Consider the following 17,759-nt stretch of genomic DNA (forward strand, 5'->3'; position numbering starts at 1 on the left):
TTTTAATTTTTATCCCTCATTTATTCGCTTTTCTTCTACTTAAATTCATCGCTTTCAACGGCATTTCGTGCTGATCCTGCTTCGCCCGGCCGCCGGTGCCGAGATGGGGCGTGCATCCTCGCTGTAAAATATAATGTACAAATATGTTTACGATAAGTGGCTTTGTTAGGCAGGAGGGGTTATAGCGTGGTGATGGGTTTTTTATTTGTTTAATTAGTTGTATTTGTTGTAGTTAAACCAATTTCAGTAACCCTTGTTCAAAGGTGATTTAATCAAGATAATGACGGTAATCTTTTATTTACGGAAAATGGATTGAAAACTTTACATATCGTGATAGGGTAGACCCCTGAAACGCTCAATGTTCCATTTCAACGCATAACGCCAAACGACAGGAATAGCATCATGCAAAAAGACGCGCTCAATAACGTACACATCAGTGCAGAACAGGTTCTCATCACGCCGGAGGAGCTGAAGAACCAGTTCCCGCTCAGCGCCGACGACGAAAATGAAATCGCCACTGCGCGTAACACCATCGCCAACATTTTGCAGGGGCGCGATCATCGCCTGTTGGTGGTGTGTGGGCCTTGTTCGATCCACGATCCGGATGCGGCGCTGGACTACGCCCGTCGTTTGAAAACCCTGGCGGCTGACTTGAGCGATCAGCTGTATATCGTTATGCGCGTCTACTTTGAAAAACCCAGAACCACTGTCGGCTGGAAAGGTTTGATCAACGATCCGTACATGGACGGTTCGTTTGACGTTGAAGCAGGCTTGCATATCGCGCGTCGCCTGTTGCTGGATCTGGTGGGCATGGGCTTGCCGTTGGCTACCGAAGCGTTGGATCCGAACAGCCCGCAGTACCTGGGCGATTTGTTCAGCTGGTCGGCGATCGGCGCGCGTACCACCGAATCTCAGACCCACCGAGAAATGGCATCCGGCCTGTCGATGCCGGTCGGGTTCAAAAACGGCACCGACGGCAGCCTGGGCACCGCCATCAACGCCATGCGCGCCGCTGCCATGCCGCATCGCTTCGTCGGCATTAACCAGGCAGGTCAGGTTTGCCTGCTGCAGACTCAGGGCAACCCGGATGGGCACGTGATCCTGCGCGGCGGCAAAACGCCGAACTACAGCGCTGAGCACGTTGCGGCCTGTGAAAAACAGATGCTTGAGGCGGGACTCCACCCGTCCTTGATGATAGATTGCAGCCATGGCAACTCGAATAAAGACTATCGCCGTCAGCCGGCGGTTGCCGAGTCCGTGGTGGAGCAGATCAAGGCGGGTAACCGCTCAATCACCGGCATTATGCTGGAGAGCCATCTGCATGAGGGCAATCAGTCTTCCGAACAGCCGCGTGCAGACATGCGTTACGGTGTGTCCGTCACCGACGCCTGCATCAACTGGGAGAGTACGGAAACCCTGTTGCGCCATATGCATCAGGAACTCGGCGCTGCGCTGACGGCCCGCACGGGAGAAAAGTAAGTTATGGTGGCAGAACTGACCGCGCTGCGCGATCAAATCGATGAGGTGGATAAAGCGCTGCTGGATCTGCTGGCGAAACGCCTGCATCTGGTAGCGGAAGTGGGCGAAGTCAAAAGCCGTCATGGCCTGCCGGTTTACGTACCGGAGCGCGAAGCCGCGATGCTGGCCTCGCGTCGCCAGGAGGCGGAAAACCTCGGGGTGCCGCCGGATCTGATCGAGGACGTCTTGCGCCGCGTGATGCGCGAATCGTACGTCAGCGAGAATGATAAAGGCTTTAAAACTCTGTGTCCGCAGCTGCGGCCGATCGTCATCATCGGCGGCAACGGCCAGATGGGCCGGCTGTTCAACCGCTTGCTGACGCTGTCGGGTTATCAGGTCAGGGTATTGGATCAGGAAGATTGGCCGCAGGCGGAACAGCTGCTGGCAGACGCCGGCATGGTGATCGTCAGCGTGCCGATCCATGTGACCGAGCAGGTGATAAGCCGCCTGCCGACGCTGCCTGCCGACTGTATTCTGGTGGATTTGGCGTCGGTGAAGAACCGGCCTTTGCACGCGATGTTGGCGGCGCACAGCGGCCCTGTGGTGGGATTGCACCCGATGTTCGGCCCGGACGTGGGCAGCGTGGCGAAGCAGGTAGTGGTTTACTGCGACGGCCGCCAGCCGGAGGCTTACCAATGGTTGCTTGAGCAGCTGCAGGTGTGGGGCGCGCGGCTGCATCGCATCAGCGCGGTCGAACACGATCAGAACATGGCGTTTATTCAGGCGCTGCGGCACTTCGCCACCTTCGCCTACGGGTTGCATCTGGCGGAAGAGAACGTGCAACTGGAGCAGTTGCTGGCGCTCTCCTCGCCGATCTACCGGTTGGAGCTGGCGATGGTTGGCCGCCTGTTTGCGCAGGATCCGCAACTTTACGCCGATATCATCATGTCGTCGGAAGAAAACGTGGCGCTGATTAAGCGTTACTACCAGCGCTTCGGCGAGGCGATAAAGCTGTTGGAGCATGGCGACAAACAGGCGTTTATCGACAGTTTCCGCAAGGTGGAGCACTGGTTCGGCGATTACGCCCAACGCTTCCTGGTGGAGAGCCGCACGCTGTTGCGGCAGGCTAACGACAGCCGACAGTAAAACGCGGGCGGTAAACGTAAAGGGTTCGGCTTGGCCGAACCCTTTTTTACAGTTTCAGGATGGGTTGACCGGCACCACGGTGTCGCTTGGGTAACAGCCCAGCACCTTCAGCGAGCGGGTGATCGGCGCCAGATCGCGCAGCGCTTTTTGCATCGCCTCGGCGCGCAGGTTGGCCTGCACATCGATATAGAACATCTCCTCCCACGGATTGCCGTTGATCGGACGTGATTCCAGCTTGGTCATGATGATGCCGTTATCGCGCAATACCAGCAGCGCTTCGACCAGCGCGCCGGATTGCTGGCCGGTCGCCATGATCAGCGTGGTTTTTGCCGGCACCTGTTCGGAGACATCGATCGCTTTGCGCGCCAGGACGATAAAGCGGGTGATGTTTTGCTGCTGGTTGGCGAGATTGTGTTCCAGCACCTGCAGCCCGTACAGCGCGCCGCCGGCCTCGCTGCCCAGTGCAGCCACCTTCGGCGAATTCAGCTTGGCGACTTTCTCCATCGCGGCCGCCGTGCTTTCGGTGTATTCGATTTTCCAGTGCGGGAAGCGGTTAAGGAACTGGCTGCACTGTTGGAACGGCTGCGGATGGCTGTAGACGGTTTCAATCTGGCTCAGGTCGCTATCGCCGGCCACCAGAACACAGTGGTCGATCGGGTTGGTCAGTTCGCCGACGATCGACAGGCTGGTGTGCTGCAGCAGATCGTACACCTCGTTAATCGAACCGGAACTGGTATTCTCGATCGGCAAAATTGCGTAGTCCGCCTGGCCGGTTTCCACCTGGGCGAAGATATCTTGAAACTTCTGGCAGCCGCATTCGATCAGCCGATCGAAGTGGCGGGCAGCGTATTGGCGCGCCGCCAGATGTGAATAAGAGCCTTTCGGGCCGAGGAAAGCGATGCGGGCGGAATGCTGGCTGACGGGGTTGAGCTGGTGCTGCAACAACGCCTGCTGGGTCAGAACGGAGTCTTCAATGATCAGTTGGAACAGGCGGGTGACGTAGAAACCGTCCAGGTCGTAAGGCTTGGCGGCGGCGATCAGCGCATCCAGCAGATCGCGTTCGCGCTCTTTGTCACGGATCGGGCGGTGAGAGTGCAGCTTGGTCTTGCCGACTTCGATCGCCAGCTCACGGCGTTCCGCCAGCAAGGCCAACAGTTTCAAGTCCAGTGCGCTGATGCGCTCGCGCAGCACCAATAACGGGTTGTCAGTCATAATCAGCTTCCGCCTTCAGTTCTTATTCGTTGTAAAACAGCCATAAAAAAAGCCCCCTGTTTCCAGGAGGCCTTGTTGTTCGTCTTCGCATTCTTTCTCACACGACGAAACGCCTCCCAGTCAGGGGAAGGTAAAAAAGAATGCGAAGAAAAACGGTGTGCGTGGCATGGTCTACCTAAGGTTAATGCGAACAGGTTTTAAAGTAACCGCTGGCTTTTACCTCGTCAACAAAAATACCCGACAAAAAACGCGCCCCTGGGCGCGTTTGATGCGGCAATCGCTGTCGGACGGTTATTCCTGCTCTTGCGTGACTTCCGGCACAATGTCTTTCACGCTGGCATTGCAGCGGCGCGCTTCGCCTTTGTGCTGCACTTTGTTCAACTGGCGCTCCAGTTTGGCGATCAGCTCGTTAACGGCGGTATACATGTCATCATGTTTGGCGCTGGCGACCAGCGGGCCGTTAGGCGTAGTAATGGTAGCGTCGGCGACAAACCCTTGCGGCTCTTTGGATAAGACGATATGCGGGTTAATCAGCTGGGTCTGCCATTTTTCCAGTTTGGTGAGACGGTCTTCGACGTGATTGCGGATTGCGGGAGTGATATCCATTTGTTTGCTGGTAATGTTCAATGTCATATAACTTACCTCTCTGTCTTTCCGTCTTGGTGAATCCAGCATACCCCGCTTTTTGTTTAAATGCGTGATGTAAATCACGATTTTTTGTCACCTTTTGCAAAGTTAGTTCAATCTGTGATTCAGCATCTGAATTGGCTATCTAATGCTTGAGAGTTGCCGCCGGATGGCGCATTATCGATGAGTTGACCGGTGAGGAGCGCTAGCTAACACCGTGTTTTTACTTGTGTATTTTTCCAGTAAAAACCAGGTCGACGCCAATGAAAACGGCAGCCTTGGCTGCCGTTTTGTTTTTCTGCCGGTGCCGACGCGCGCTTATTGCGGGTTGGCGGCGATCACTTTGGCCACTTTGTCAGCCTGGCCGTTCAGCTGCAGCTGCTTGTAGGCATTTTCCATCAGCGGCAACACGTCATGCGTCGCTTTGGTATCCGGGAATTCACGCAACATCTGCTCGGCGCGATTAACGACCGCGACGTAAGCACCACGTTTAGTGTAGTATTCCGCCACCGAAAGCTCATACTTGGCCAAACGATCTTTCAGATACACCAAACGCTTGTTGGCGTCGGTCGCGTATTGGCTGTTCGGGTATTGCTGAATCAACTGGCTGAAGTCGCGGAACGCAGCGCGAGCGTGCTGAGGATCGCGGTCCGAACGGTCAACCCCGAAGAAGCCCTGCAGCGCGCTGTCATCAAGCGCCATGTCGGTCAGGCCGCGCATGTACATCACGTAATCGATGTTCGGGTGCGTCGGATTAAGGCGCATGAAGCGATCGATGGATGCCTGAGCCATTGGCAAGTCGGCAGCCTTATAATAGGCGTAAATCAAATCCAGCTGGACCTGCTGGGAATACGGCCCGAAAGGATAGCGGTTATCTAACGCTTCGAGTTGCGTAATAGCGCCCTTGAAGTTACCGTCCTGCAGTTTTTGCTGCGCGGTAGCATAGATTTCCGAAGGCGGGTTGTCGGGAACCGCATCCTTGGATGTGGAGCAACCTGCCAGCGCCAGGCTCAACGTGGCTGCCGCCACCAGATATTTCATACGCGTCATGACGTTTTGATTATCCTCAGGGTGTTATTCCGGGAGACTGTCCGTTAAGCTCCCGACAAAGACCAGGTACAATAGCACATTATATTAAACGGCATCGCCGTGAAAACCCAACGTTAACGAAGAAGCTGCATATGGCACAACAAGTACAACTCACCGCAACGGTGGCCGAATCTCAACTCGGACAACGTTTAGATCAGGCTTTGGCTGAATTGTTCCCTGATTATTCACGATCTCGCATAAAAGAGTGGATCCTGGGCGATCGGGTGAAGGTCAATGGCAAAACGTCAAACAAACCGAAAGAGAAGGTGCTGGGCGGAGAGACAGTCGCCATCGATGCACAGATAGAAGAAGAAGCGCGTTGGGAGCCGCAGGATATCGCGCTGGATATCGTCTATGAAGACAGCGATATCCTGGTGATCAACAAGCCGCGCGATTTGGTGGTGCACCCTGGCGCCGGTAACCCGGACGGCACGGTGCTCAATGCGCTGCTGCATCACTACCCGGAAATCGCCGACGTGCCGCGTGCCGGCATCGTGCACCGTCTGGATAAAGACACCACCGGCTTGATGGTGGTGGCGAAAACCGTGCCGGCGCAAACCCGGCTGGTGGAGGCGCTGCAGGCGCGCGAAATTACCCGTGAATACGAAGCGGTGGCGATCGGCACCATGACGGCAGGCGGTACGGTAGAAGAACCCATCGCGCGCCATTCCACCAAGCGCACTCACATGGCGGTGCACCCGATGGGTAAGCCGGCGGTGACGCACTATCGCATTATGGAGCACTTCCGCGCGCACACTCGTCTGCGCCTGCGCCTGGAAACCGGCCGTACTCACCAGATCCGCGTGCACATGGCTTACATTAGCCATCCGCTGGTGGGCGATCCGCTGTACGGCGGCCGTCCGCGTCCGCCGAAAGGCGCTTCGGAGGCCTTCATCAACACGCTGCGCGGCTTTGACCGCCAGGCGCTGCACGCCACCATGCTGCGTTTGTATCACCCGATCAGCGGCATCCAGATGGAGTGGCATGCGCCGCTGCCGCAGGACATGGTTGATCTGATCAACGCGCTGAAGGCGGACACCGAAGAATTCAAAGATCAGATGGACTGGTAATGCGCTCGCTCATTCTGCCCGACTGGCCGTTGCCTCCCGGCGTTAAAGCTTGCAGCACCACGCGCGATGGTGGCGTCAGCCTGCCACCTTATGACTCGCTGAACCTCGGCGCTCACGTGGGCGACGAGGCGCAAGCGGTGAAGCGCAATCGGGAAAGGTTGGTTACCGCCGCCGGCTTGCCGCAGATGCCGGTATGGCTCGAGCAGGTGCACGGCACTCGCGTGGTGACGTTGACGGGACAAGCGCTCGCCGATCTGCGGGCGGATGCGGTGTACAGTAACGTGCCGGGTCAGGTGTGCGCAGTGATGACGGCGGATTGTCTGCCGGTGCTGTTCTGCTCGCAGCACGGCGACGAAGTGGCCGCCGCTCACGCCGGTTGGCGTGGGCTATGCCACGGCGTGCTGGAGCAAACCGTGGCGGCGTTCAGCGCCGCACCGGGCCAAATCAGCGCCTGGCTGGGGCCGGCGATCGGCCCGCAGCAGTTCGAGGTCGGGCCGGAGGTGCGCGCCGCTTTCATGGCGGAAGACGCTGAGGCCGCAGCGGCATTTACCCCGCACGGCGATAAATTTTTGGCTAATATCTACTTGCTGGCTCGCCAACGCTTGTTGCGTGCGGGCGTTCAGGCCATTTATGGCGGCGACCGCTGTACGGTTAACGAAATGAGCCATTTTTTCTCCTATCGACGCGATGGAATAACCGGACGTCTGGCAAGTTTAATCTGGCTGATATAACCTATTGAATTAGGACGATCCAACGACGCATGGCGTTGTACCGAAAATTTAGCGTCGAGATAACCTTGAAAATTTGAGGGATGACCTCATTTAATCTCCAGTAGCAATTTCGACCCATCTTGGAGGTGTTATGCGTCTGGATCGTCTTACCAACAAATTCCAGCTTGCCCTCGCCGATGCCCAGTCACTAGCCCTTGGGCACGACAACCAGTTTATTGAACCGCTACATCTGATGAGCGCCCTGCTCAATCAGGAAGGGGGCACGGTTCGTCCACTATTAACTTCCGCAGGTATCGATGCCGGGCGTGTGCGCACCGAGATCGAACAGGCGCTGTCCCGTTTACCGCAGGTAGAAGGCACCGGTGGTGACGTTCAACCGTCCCACGAGTTGGTGCGCGTTCTGAACCTGTGCGACAAGCTGGCGCAAAAGCGTGCGGACAAATTCATTTCTTCCGAGCTGTTTGTGCTTGCGGTGCTGGAAGACCGCGGCTCGTTGACCGACTTGTTGAAAGCGGCCGGCGCGACGGCCGACAAAATCAGCAAAGCCATTGAACAAATGAGAGGCGGTGACAGCGTGGAAGACCAAGGTGCCGAAGACCAACGGCAGGCATTGAAGAAATACACTATCGATCTGACCGAACGTGCTGAGCAGGGCAAACTTGACCCGGTGATCGGCCGTGACGAAGAGATCCGTCGCACCATTCAGGTGCTGCAACGCCGTACCAAAAACAACCCGGTGTTGATCGGCGAGCCTGGCGTGGGTAAAACCGCCATCGTCGAAGGCCTGGCGCAGCGCATCATTAACGGCGAAGTGCCGGAAGGGCTGAAGCACAAGCGCGTATTGTCCCTCGATATGGGCGCCTTGATCGCCGGCGCCAAATATCGCGGCGAGTTTGAAGAGCGTCTGAAAGGCGTGCTCAACGATCTGGCCAAGCAGGAAGGCAGCGTTATCCTGTTTATCGACGAACTGCACACCATGGTCGGCGCCGGTAAGGCGGATGGCGCGATGGACGCAGGCAACATGCTGAAGCCGGCGCTGGCGCGCGGCGAGCTGCACTGCGTCGGTGCCACCACGCTGGATGAATACCGTCAATATATAGAGAAGGATGCGGCGCTTGAACGTCGTTTCCAGAAAGTGTATGTGGCTGAGCCGAGCGTGGAAGACACCATTGCTATTCTGCGCGGCCTGAAAGAGCGTTACGAACTGCACCACCACGTGCAGATAACCGACCCGGCCATTGTGGCGGCGGCAACGCTTTCGCACCGCTATATCGCCGATCGTCAATTGCCGGACAAGGCTATTGACCTTATCGACGAAGCGGCGTCCAGCATTCGCATGCAGATGGACTCCAAGCCGGAGTCGCTCGACAGGCTTGAGCGTCGCATCATCCAATTGAAACTGGAACAGCAGGCGCTGAATAAAGAGTCTGACGACGCCAGCAAGAAACGCCTGGACATGCTGAGCGATGAGCTGGGGCAGAAAGAGCGCGAATACTCGGAGCTGGAAGAAGAGTGGAAAGCGGAAAAAGCGTCGCTCTCCGGCACCCAGAATATCAAGGCTGAACTCGAGCAGGCCAAAATCACCCTGGAGCAGGCGCGTCGCGTCGGCGATCTGGGGCGGATGTCGGAACTGCAGTACGGCAAAATCCCTGAGCTGGAAAAACAGCTCGCCGCCGCCACGCAGGCCGAAGGCAAGAGCATGAAGCTGCTGCGCAACCGGGTGACCGATGCGGAGATTGCCGAAGTGCTGGCGCGTGCGACCGGGATCCCGGTCGCAAGAATGCTGGAAGGCGAGCGCGACAAGCTGCTGCGCCTGGAACAAGAACTGCATTCGCGAGTGATTGGCCAGGACGAAGCGGTCAGCGCTGTCTCCAATGCGATCCGCCGCAGCCGTGCGGGGCTGTCCGATCCTAACCGACCGATCGGTTCGTTCCTGTTCCTCGGTCCGACCGGGGTAGGGAAAACCGAGCTTTGCAAGGCGCTGGCTTCGTTCCTGTTCGACAGCGACGACGCCATGGTGCGTATCGATATGTCCGAGTTTATGGAGAAACACTCCGTTTCGCGTCTGGTCGGCGCGCCTCCGGGCTATGTCGGTTATGAAGAAGGCGGCTACCTGACGGAAGCCGTACGTCGCCGGCCTTATTCGGTGATTCTGCTGGATGAAGTCGAGAAAGCGCACCCGGACGTGTTCAATATTCTGTTGCAGGTGTTGGATGACGGCCGCCTGACCGATGGTCAAGGCCGCACCGTCGATTTCCGCAATACCGTGGTGATCATGACGTCCAACCTGGGTTCCGATCTGATCCAGGAGCATTTCGGTCAGATGAACTACGCGCAGATGAAGGAGTCGGTGATGGAGATGGTGAGTCACCACTTCCGTCCGGAGTTCATCAACCGTATCGACGAAGTGGTGGTGTTCCACCCGCTGGGCGAGAAACACATCGCCGCGATCGCCAAGATTCAGTTGTCGCGTCTGTACAAGCGTTTGGAAGAGCGCGGTTACGAAGTGACCATGACCGAACCGGCTCTGGCGCTGTTAAGCAAAACAGGCTACGACCCTGTATATGGCGCGCGCCCGTTGAAACGCGCTATTCAGCAGGAAATCGAGAACCCGCTGGCACAACAAATCCTGTCCGGCAAGCTGTTACCTGGCAAGCTGGTGACGTTGGATGTGGAAAACGACCATATCGTTGCCCGCCAATAACGGCGATTAAGGATAATAAAGATGAAAGGGAGCGGGGGACCGCTCCCTTTTCTTTACCTTCGTTTGTCCCTATTTACAGGGGTTGCCGCTATTACTGCCCTAAAACCGGTATTTTTTGACTAATAAATATCCTAAAAAGTCGTTTTTGGTGATTATTTGAACGCTTGAAAAGTTTTTTGCATTTAGGGGTTGCGGCCTGCCGAGAACTCCCTATAATGCGCCTCCACTGACCGGGAACAACGACTGACAAGCCGCCGGGTCAGCGAGAAGAAAGCGAAATAAACGCTTGACTCTCCGGGTGAAAAGCGTAATATACGCAGCCCGCGCCGATGAGTTTCTCGGCACTGCTCTTTAACAATTTATCAGACAATCTGTGTGGGCACTCCACAAGACGATATCCAGCATCTTCGGATGCAAAAAATATCAAGTCTTGAAGAGTGACTAACTGAAGTAAAATTCATGCAGTAAATCTTTGAGCATCGCTTCTCGAGTGGAAGCACATCAAGCTTTTAATTGAAGAGTTTGATCATAGCTCAGATTGAACGCTGGCGATAAGCCTAACACATGCAAGTCGAGCGGTAGCACAGGGGAGCTTGCTCCCTGGGTGACGAGCGGCGGACGGGTGAGTAATGTCTGGGAAACTGCCTGATGGAGGGGGATAACTACTGGAAACGGTAGCTAATACCGCATAACGTCGCAAGACCAAAGAGGGGGACCTTCGGGCCTCTTGCCATCAGATGTGCCCAGATGGGATTAGCTAGTAGGTGGGGTAATGGCTCACCTAGGCGACGATCCGTAGTTGATCTTAGAGGATGAACAACCACATTGGGACTGAGACACGGCCCAAACTTTTAAGGAAGGCAGCAGTGGGGAATATTGGACAATGAGCGAAAGCTTGATCCAGCTATATCGCGTGTGTGAAGAAGGCCTTAGGGTTGTAAAACACTTTCAACGAGGAGGAAGGTGGTGAGCTTAATACGCTCATCAATTGACGTTACTCGCAGAAGAAGCACCGGCTAACTTCGTGCCAGCAGCCGCGGTAATACGAGGGGTGCAAGCGTTAATCGGAATTATTGGGCGTAAAGAGCACGCAGGCGGTTTGTTAAGTCAGATGTGAAATCCCCGGGCTCAACCTGGGAACTGCATTTGAAACTGGCAAGCTAGAGTCTCGTAGAGGGGGGTAGAATTCCAGGTGTAGCGGTGAAATGCGCAGATATTTGGAGGAATACCAGTGGCGAAGGCGACCCCCTGGACAAAAACTGACACTGAGGTGCGAAAGCATGGGGAGCAAACAGGATTAGATACCCTGGTAGTCCATGCAGTAAACGATGTCGATTTGGAGGTTGTGCCCTTGAGGCGTGGCTTCCGGAGCTAACGCGTTAAGTTGACCGCCTGGGGATTACGACCGCAAGGTTAAAACTCAAATGAATTGACGGGGGCTCGCACAAGCGGTGGAGCATGTGGTTTAATTCGATACAACACGAAAAATCTTACCTACTCTTGACATCCAAAGAATTTATTAGAAATAATAAAGCTTTTCAAGCTTTGAGACAGGTGCTGCATGGCTGTCGTCAGCTCGTGTTGTGAAATGTTGGGTTAAGTCCTATAACGAGCGCAACCCTTATCCTTTGTTGCCAGCGGTTCGGCCGGGAACTCAAAGGAGACTGCCAATGATAAATTGGAGGAAGGTGAGGACGACGTCAAGTCATCATGGCCCTTATGAGTAGGGCTACACACGTGCTACAATGGCGTATACAAAGAGAAGCGACCTCGCGAGAGCAAGCGGACCTCATAAAGTACTTCTTAGTTCGGATTGAAATCTGTAACTCGATTTCATGAAGTTGGAATCGCTAGTAATCGTAAATCAGAATGTTACGGTGAATACGTTCTCGAGCCTTGTACACACCGCCCGTCACACCATGGAAGTGGGTTGCAAAAGAAGTAGGTAGCTTAACCTTCGGGAGGGCGCTTACCACTTTGTGATTCATGACTGGGGTGAAGTCGTAACAAGGTAGCTGTAGGGGAACCTGTGGTTGGATTACCTCCTTACCTAAAGATATTAGTTCGAGTGGCGTGCTCACACAGATTGTCTGATGAAAAAGTAACGAGCAAAAGCGTCATAAAAGTACGGTGTCGTGTCCCCTTCGTCTAGAGGCCTAGGACACCGCCCTTTCACGGCGGTAACAGGGGTTCGAATCCCCTAGGGGACGCCAAGCTTCCGACCCACCCGGTGAAAGCGGCGGTCTCAAGTATCTGACGATACACCATATCTTAAAGATGACTTCCGAGTCATGTTTAAGATATTGCTCTTTAACAATCTGGAACAAGCTGAAAATTGAAACATGACGGCTGAAATTTATCCCTCCGTAGATGTACTGGGATGAAGAGTAACCTGTCATAGAGTCTCTCAAATGTTTGCAGCGCGAACGATGGAAACATCTTCGGGTTGTGAGGTTAAGTGACTAAGCGTACACGGTGGATGCCTAGGCAGTCAGAGGCGATGAAGGGCGTGCTAATCTGCGAAAAGCGTCGGTAAGGTGATATGAACCGTTACAACCGGCGATACCCGAATGGGGAAACCCAGTGTGTTTCGACACACTATCATGTCATGAATACATAGTGGCATGAGGCGAACCGGGGGAACTGAAACATCTAAGTACCCCGAGGAAAAGAAATCAACCGAGATTCCCCCAGTAGCGGCGAGCGAACGGGGAGGAGCCCAGAACCTGAATCGGCTTGTGTGTTAGTGGAAGCGTCTGGAAAGTCGCGCAGTAAAGGGTGATAGCCCCGTACACTAAAATGCACAGGTCGTGAGTTCGATGAGTAGGGCGGGACACGTGACATCCTGTCTGAATATGGGGGGTCCATCCTCCAAGACTAAATACTCCTGATTGACCGATAGTGAACTAGTACCGTGAGGGAAAGATGAAAAGAACCCCGGTTAGGGGAGTGAAATAGAACCTGAAACCGTATACGTACAAGCAGTGGGAGCACCTTCGTGGTGTGACTGCGTACCTTTTGTATAATGGGTCAGCGACTTATTTTTTTTAGCAAGCTTAACCGTATAGGGGAGCCGTAGGGAAACCGAGTCTTAACTGGGCGATTAGTTGCAAGGTATAGACCCGAAACCCGGTGATCTAGCCATGGGCAGGTTGAAGGTTGGGTAACACTAACTGGAGGACTGAACTGACTAATGTTGAAAAATTAGCAGATGATTTGTGGATAGGGGTGAAAGGCTAATCAAGCTCGGAGATAGCTGGTTCTCCTCGAAAGCTATTTAGGTAGCGCCTCGTGAACTCATCTTCGGGGGTAGAGCACTGTTTCGGCTAGGGGGCCATCCCGGCTTACCAAACCGTTGCAAACTCCGAATATCAAAGAATGTTATCATGGGAGACACACGGCGAGTGCTAACATTCGTCGTGAAAAGGGAAACAACCCAGACCACCAGCTAAGGTCCCTAAATCATAGTTAAGTGGAAAACGATGTGAGAGGGCATAAACAACCAGGATGTTGGCTTAGAAGCAGCCATCCTTTAAAGAAAGCGTAATAGCTCACTGGTCGAGTCGGCCTGCGCGGAAGATGTAACGGGGCTAAACCATGCACCGAAGCTGCGGCAGCGACGCTTAGGCGTTGTTGGGTAGGGGAGCGTTCTGTAAGCCGTTGAAGGTGGCCTGTGAGGGTTGCTGGAGGTATCAGAAGTGCGAATGCTGACATAAGTAACGATAAAGCGGGTGAAAAGCCCGCTCGCCGGAAGACCAAGGGTTCCTGTCCAACGTTAATCGGGGCAGGGTGAGTCGACCCCTAAGGCGAGGCTGAAAAGCGTAGTCGATGGGAAACAGGTTAATATTCCTGTACTTGGTGTTACTGCGAAGGGGGGACGGAGAAGGCTAGGCTGGCCGGGCGACGGTTGTCCCGGTTTAAGCGTGTAGGGGGTGTGACCTGGTAAATCCGGTTGCATACTAACCCTGAGGCGTGATGACGATGCACTACGGTGCAGAAGTAGTTGATGCCCTGCTTCCAGGAAAATCCTCTAAGCTCCAGGTAACATTAAATCGTACCCCAAACCGACACAGGTGGTCAGGTAGAGAATACCAAGGCGCTTGAGAGAACTCGGGTGAAGGAACTAGGCAAAATGGTGCCGTAACTTCGGGAGAAGGCACGCTGGCATGTAGGTGAAGTCCCTCGCGGATGGAGCTGAAGCCAGTCGAAGATACCAGCTGGCTGCAACTGTTTAATAAAAACACAGCACTGTGCAAACACGTAAGTGGATGTATAGGGTGTGACGCCTGCCCGGTGCTGGTAGGTTAATTGATGGGGTCAGCCGCAAGGCGAAGCTCTTGATCGAAGCCCCAGTAAACGGCGGCCGTAACTATAACGGTCCAAAGGTAGCGAAATTCCTTGTCGGGTAAGTTCCGACCTGCACGAATGGCGTAATGATGGCCAGGCTGTCTCCACCTGAGACTCAGTGAAATTGAATTTGCTGTGAAGATGCAGTGTATCTACGGCTAGACGGAAAGACCCCGTGAACCTTTACTATAGCTTGACACTGAACATTGAGCCTTGATGTGTAGGATAGGTGGGAGGCTTTGAAGCGTGGACGCCAGTCTGCGTGGAGCCATCCTTGAAATACCACCCTTTAATGTTTGATGTTCTAACTCGGCCCCGTAATCCGGGGTGAGGACAGTGTCTGGTGGGTAGTTTGACTGGGGCGGTCTCCTCCTAAAAAGTAACGGAGGAGTACAAAGGTTAGCTAATCACGGTCGGACATCGTGAGGTTAGTGCAAAGGCATAAGCTAGCTTAACTGCGAGAGTGACGGCTCGAGCAGATGCGAAAGCAGGTCTTAGTGATCCGGTGGTTCTGTATGGAAGGGCCATCGCTCAACGAATAAAAGGTACTCCGGGGATAACAGGCTAATACTGCCCAAGAGTCCATATCGACGGCAGTGTTTGGCACCTCGATGTCGGCTCATCACATCCTGGGGCTGGAGTTGGTCCCAAGGGTATGGCTGTTCGCCATTTAAAGTGGTACGCGAGCTGGGTTTAGAACGTCGTGAGACAGTTCGGTCCCTATCTGCCGTGGGCGTTGGAAGATTGAGAGGGGTTGCTCCTAGTACGAGAGGAGCGGAGTGAACACACCACTGATGTTCGGGTTATCATGCCAATGGTATTGCCCGGTAGTTAAGTGTGGAAAAGATAAGCGCTGAAAGCATATAAGTGCGAAACTTGCCTCAAGATAAGTCTTCCCTGGGCCTTCAAGGCCCCTGAAGGAACGTTTAAGACTAAGACGTTGATAGGCTGGGTGTGTAAGTGCAGCGATGCATTGAGCTAACCAGTACTAATGATCCGTGAGGCTTAACCTTACAACACCGAAGGTGTTTTTAGAGAGATTTTCAGCGACGTTCCAAGATTGGTTCTGATGGCTTCATGGAAGTGAAGCGGTTGGAATGAAACAGAATTTGCCTGGCGGCAATAGCGCGGTGGTCCCACCTGACCCCATGCCGAACTCAGAAGTGAAACGCCGTAGCGCCGATGGTAGTGTGGGGTCTCCCCATGCGAGAGTAGGACACTGCCAGGCATCAAATAAACGTTATCAGTGTGACGACTGGTAATACGCAAGTCGCAAAGCGCGATATTGCCGGTATCGAAAGATACAACGTAAAAGAATCGGTGGAGCGGTAGTTCAGTTGGTTAGAATACCTGCCTGTCACGCAGGGGGTCGCGGGTTCGAGCCCCGTCCGTTCCGCCACTTAATTGATAAGCCCTGAGTCTCTGACTCAGGGCTTTTTCATATCTATATTTTATTTTGCGCTTTCAAGGCCGGAATTGTCCTTCTTTACAGCCTTATCTCCCGATATTGTTGCCTTTAGATCAAAAGTCTTATGCCGAACCAGGCGTTTTTGATCAATAAAAAAGTTGCCATAATCTTCCTCATACCACATTTACCCGTTAATGAGAGAAAACATTATGAGCATCCCTGCATTTGGTTTAGGTACTTTCCGTCTTCAGGATCAGGTTGTTATCGATTCTGTCAGCACCGCACTTGAGCTGGGCTACCGTACTATCGATACCGCACAGATCTATGAAAACGAAGCGGCTGTTGGCCAGGCTATCGCTGCCAGCGGCGTGAAACGTGAAGATCTGTTCATCACCACCAAGATTTGGATCGCGAACCTGGCGAAAGGCGCGCTGATCCCAAGCCTGCAAGAAAGCCTGAAAAAACTGCAAACGTCCTACGTTGATCTGACGCTGATCCACTGGCCGTCACCCCACGACGAAGTGCCGGTTGCCGAATTTATGGCTGAGCTGCTGGAAGCGAAAAAGCTGGGGCTGACCCGTCAAATTGGCGTATCTAACTTCACCATCGATTTGATGCAGCAAGCGATTGACGCGATTGGCGCCGATGAAATCGCCACCAACCAAATCGAGCTGTCACCGTTCTTGCAGAACCGCAAGGTGGTCGAATTTGCACAGCAGCACGGCATCGCCATCACCTCTTACATGACGTTGGCCTACGGCAAAGCGCTGCAGGATGAAACGATCAAAAGCATCGCTGCTCGTCACAATGCGACCCCAGCACAGGTGGTTCTGGCTTGGGCATTGAAGCTGGGTTATGCGGTGATCCCTTCCTCGACCAAGCGTGAAAATCTGGCGAGCAACCTATTGGCGCAGCAACTGACGCTGACCGACGAAGATATGGCGCAGATCGCCGCACTGGAGTGCAACGGCCGTCTGGTTAGTCCGGAAGGCCTGGCGCCAAACTGGGATTAATCATTCCTCGCCGTAGTCAGCATAAGGCGTCCATCGGGGCGCCTTTTTTATCGTTTCAGGTATTCACTCACAAAATCAATAAAGCTGCGCAGACGGTTGCTGACGGCGCTGTCGCTGTAGTAAACCGCGTTGATCGGCATGGCGACCGGCAGTGTCGCTTCCACCAGAATCGGGACCAAATCTCCACGTTTGATATCTTCGTCGCTCATAAAGTCCGACAGGCAGGCGATACCGTTGCCATGCAGACAGAGATGGCGCTGGGTTTCTCCACTATTGGTGGTCAAACCGGGGGTGATTTCCAACTGGCTGCCATCTGAACAAGCCAGTGGCCAGCGGTTCAAGCTGGGCAGGTCGTTGAAACCGATACAGCAGTGATGTGCAAGATCTTCTACCGTTAGCGGCGTGCCGTGCTGAGCCAGATAAGCGGGGGAGGCGAGCACATGTCGGTAGCTGGTCATCAGTTTGCGTGCTTTCAGCGTAGAATCGGTCAGCTCGCCTACGCGGATCGCGATATCCACTTTTCGCTCGATCAGATTGATAAAGTTTTCCGAAGACACCAGCGATAACGACATTTCTGGATAACGTTCGCGGAACTCGGCCACTAAAGGCGTCAGCATATGCAGCACCACCGGCGTTGCCGCATCGACGCGCAGCAGGCCTTGCGGGCGCTGGCGGCTTTCCATCAGCGCATTTTCCGCCGCGGCCATGTCGTTCAGTACCTTCTGCACCTGGCGAAAGTAATTCTCTCCTTCCTGAGTCAGACTGATTTGGCGCGTGGTGCGGTTGAGCAACGTTACGCCCAGTTTGCTTTCCAGTTTTTTCACCGTTCGGCTGACTACGGAGTTCGCTTGTTCCAGGCGTTCGGCCGCCCGGCTGAAGCTGCCGCTTTCTACGACGGTGACAAAGGTGATCAACTCGTCAGAGTTTGCTTTCATTTTTGCTCCGATAGCAAAG

11 protein-coding genes, 2 tRNA genes, 3 rRNA genes and 1 other annotated feature are annotated in these 17,759 nt (G+C 54.3%); of the genes, 11 read left to right on the forward strand and 5 right to left on the reverse strand.

All coding sequences use genetic code 11. The features are described from left to right. Positions 1-402 precede the first annotated feature (402 nt). On the forward strand, positions 403-1,479 hold the full coding sequence (locus ACORQT_RS03970; RefSeq protein ID WP_016929016.1) for a 3-deoxy-7-phosphoheptulonate synthase: 1,077 nt from the start codon (positions 403-405) through the stop codon (positions 1,477-1,479). A 3-nt stretch (positions 1,480-1,482) separates the two neighbouring features. Then, a complete protein-coding gene (tyrA, locus tag ACORQT_RS03975) occupies positions 1,483-2,604 on the forward strand; it encodes a bifunctional chorismate mutase/prephenate dehydrogenase (protein WP_033641292.1) in 1,122 nt (373 codons plus the stop codon). A gap of 54 nt (positions 2,605-2,658) precedes the next feature. Here the strand turns inward: tyrA and pheA are convergent, their stop codons facing one another. From pheA to bamD, 4 genes are all read right to left on the reverse strand, one after another. Beyond that, the gene (pheA, locus tag ACORQT_RS03980) at positions 2,659-3,816 is read right to left on the reverse strand and encodes a bifunctional chorismate mutase/prephenate dehydratase (RefSeq protein WP_164057579.1); all 1,158 of its coding nucleotides are present in this window, start codon (positions 3,814-3,816) and stop codon (positions 2,659-2,661) included. 42 nt (positions 3,817-3,858) lie between these two features. Then, positions 3,859-3,985, reverse strand: a sequence feature (Phe leader region). Next, on the reverse strand, positions 3,937-3,984 hold the full coding sequence (locus ACORQT_RS03985; protein WP_101428074.1) for a hypothetical protein: 48 nt from the start codon (positions 3,982-3,984) through the stop codon (positions 3,937-3,939). It overlaps the preceding feature by 48 nt. Before the next feature lie 122 nt (positions 3,986-4,107). After that, the gene (gene raiA / locus ACORQT_RS03990) at positions 4,108-4,449 is read right to left on the reverse strand and encodes a ribosome-associated translation inhibitor RaiA (RefSeq protein ID WP_004932457.1); all 342 of its coding nucleotides are present in this window, start codon (positions 4,447-4,449) and stop codon (positions 4,108-4,110) included. 312 nt (positions 4,450-4,761) lie between these two features. Next, complete coding sequence (bamD, locus tag ACORQT_RS03995) at positions 4,762-5,493, reverse strand: outer membrane protein assembly factor BamD (RefSeq protein WP_004932456.1); 732 nt, start codon at positions 5,491-5,493, stop codon at positions 4,762-4,764. A gap of 131 nt (positions 5,494-5,624) precedes the next feature. Here bamD and rluD point away from each other — a divergent pair, with 131 nt between their 5' ends. From rluD to dkgB, 9 genes are all read left to right on the forward strand, one after another. After that, the gene (rluD, locus tag ACORQT_RS04000; protein WP_004932452.1) at positions 5,625-6,602 is read left to right on the forward strand and encodes a 23S rRNA pseudouridine(1911/1915/1917) synthase RluD; all 978 of its coding nucleotides are present in this window, start codon (positions 5,625-5,627) and stop codon (positions 6,600-6,602) included. Beyond that, the gene (gene yfiH / locus ACORQT_RS04005) at positions 6,602-7,333 is read left to right on the forward strand and encodes a purine nucleoside phosphorylase YfiH (protein WP_108680198.1); all 732 of its coding nucleotides are present in this window, start codon (positions 6,602-6,604) and stop codon (positions 7,331-7,333) included. The genes rluD and yfiH overlap by 1 nt, the downstream gene beginning before the upstream one ends. A 130-nt stretch (positions 7,334-7,463) precedes the next feature. Further along, on the forward strand, positions 7,464-10,037 hold the full coding sequence (clpB, locus tag ACORQT_RS04010) for an ATP-dependent chaperone ClpB (protein ID WP_042783717.1): 2,574 nt from the start codon (positions 7,464-7,466) through the stop codon (positions 10,035-10,037). 510 nt (positions 10,038-10,547) lie between these two features. Further along, a 16S ribosomal RNA gene (locus tag ACORQT_RS04015) occupies positions 10,548-12,086 on the forward strand. Positions 12,087-12,174: 88 nt separating this feature from the next. Beyond that, positions 12,175-12,250 (forward strand) — tRNA-Glu (locus tag ACORQT_RS04020). Between the two features lie 239 nt (positions 12,251-12,489). After that, a 23S ribosomal RNA gene (locus ACORQT_RS04025) occupies positions 12,490-15,397 on the forward strand. A 99-nt stretch (positions 15,398-15,496) separates the two neighbouring features. Further along, positions 15,497-15,612: ribosomal RNA gene (gene rrf / locus ACORQT_RS04030) — 5S ribosomal RNA — on the forward strand. Together the 16S, 23S and 5S rRNA genes with 2 tRNA genes alongside form the textbook arrangement of a ribosomal RNA operon. A gap of 94 nt (positions 15,613-15,706) precedes the next feature. Continuing rightward, a tRNA-Asp gene (locus tag ACORQT_RS04035) sits at positions 15,707-15,783 on the forward strand. 218 nt (positions 15,784-16,001) lie between these two features. Continuing rightward, the gene (gene dkgB / locus ACORQT_RS04040) at positions 16,002-16,805 is read left to right on the forward strand and encodes a 2,5-didehydrogluconate reductase DkgB (RefSeq protein WP_033650993.1); all 804 of its coding nucleotides are present in this window, start codon (positions 16,002-16,004) and stop codon (positions 16,803-16,805) included. A gap of 47 nt (positions 16,806-16,852) precedes the next feature. Here dkgB and yafC read toward each other — a convergent pair whose 3' ends face one another. Beyond that, positions 16,853-17,740, reverse strand: a complete 888-nt coding sequence (yafC, locus tag ACORQT_RS04045; RefSeq protein WP_004930183.1) for a DNA-binding transcriptional regulator YafC — start codon at positions 17,738-17,740, stop codon at positions 16,853-16,855. Between the last annotated feature and the right edge of the window lie 19 nt (positions 17,741-17,759).

Source organism: Serratia sp. (in: enterobacteria), assembly GCF_052400455.1.
In the GTDB taxonomy this organism is placed as follows: Bacteria; Pseudomonadota; Gammaproteobacteria; order Enterobacterales; family Enterobacteriaceae; genus Serratia; species Serratia ureilytica.